The organism is Phaeobacter sp. B1627 (genome assembly GCF_006265095.1).
Lineage (GTDB): Bacteria > Pseudomonadota > Alphaproteobacteria > Rhodobacterales > Rhodobacteraceae > Epibacterium.
Window position 1 is genome coordinate 1 of the sequence record NZ_VCNK01000116.1, and the last position, 747, is coordinate 747.

A 747-nucleotide genomic window follows, 5' to 3' on the forward strand; every position below is an offset into this window, starting at 1 on the left:
TGAGCCTCCCCCTTTAAAGTGGTCCGCCCCTATAGTTAGGAAAGCGGAGGACCAGAGATGGCCATTAAGAGACCCAAGCCTGAAGAGATTGTTGTGAAGTTGCGGCAAGTTGAAGTTCTGATGGGGCAAGGTATGCCCCGGATTGATGCAATCAGACAGATCAGCGTGACTGAACAAACCTATTATCGCTGGAAGAAGAAGTACGGCGGAATGGGCACAGAACAGCTCAAGGAACTGAAGCGGCTACAGAAAGAGAACGAGCGCCTTCGCCGGGCAGTTTCTGACCTGACATTGGACAAGCTGATCCTAAAGGAGGCCGCATCGGGAGTGATGGCCGTCTAGGAATTGATCCAGCGGATCAATTCAGGCCTGAACGGGCGGAGCCCCTGAGCCCCTCGCGTAGGCGGGCCTGCCTCGATCATGTGCGCAGTCAGTTCAAGGTTTCTGAGCGACGGGTTTGTCGCGTGTTGGGCCAGCACCGATCCACACAACGTCGATTGCCACGTGGGCGTGCTGACGAAGAGCGCTTGGTCGCGGATATGATCGAATTGACGCGCCAGTATGGCCGATATGGCTACCGCCGGGTTGCGGCTTTGCTGAGGGACGCAGGCTGGCAGATCAACGACAAGCGGGTTGAACGCTTATGGCGACGCGAGGGGCTTAAAGTGCCGATGAAACAACCAAAGAAGGGACGGCTCTGGCTCAATGATGGGTCGTGCGTCCGTTTGCGACCTGAGTATCGCAACC

1 pseudogene is annotated in these 747 nt (G+C 56.5%); it reads left to right on the top strand.

The annotated features are described in order from the left end of the window. Positions 1-57 precede the first annotated feature (57 nt). Positions 58-747, top strand: a pseudogene (locus tag FGE21_RS19915) (IS3 family transposase); the annotation flags it as partial.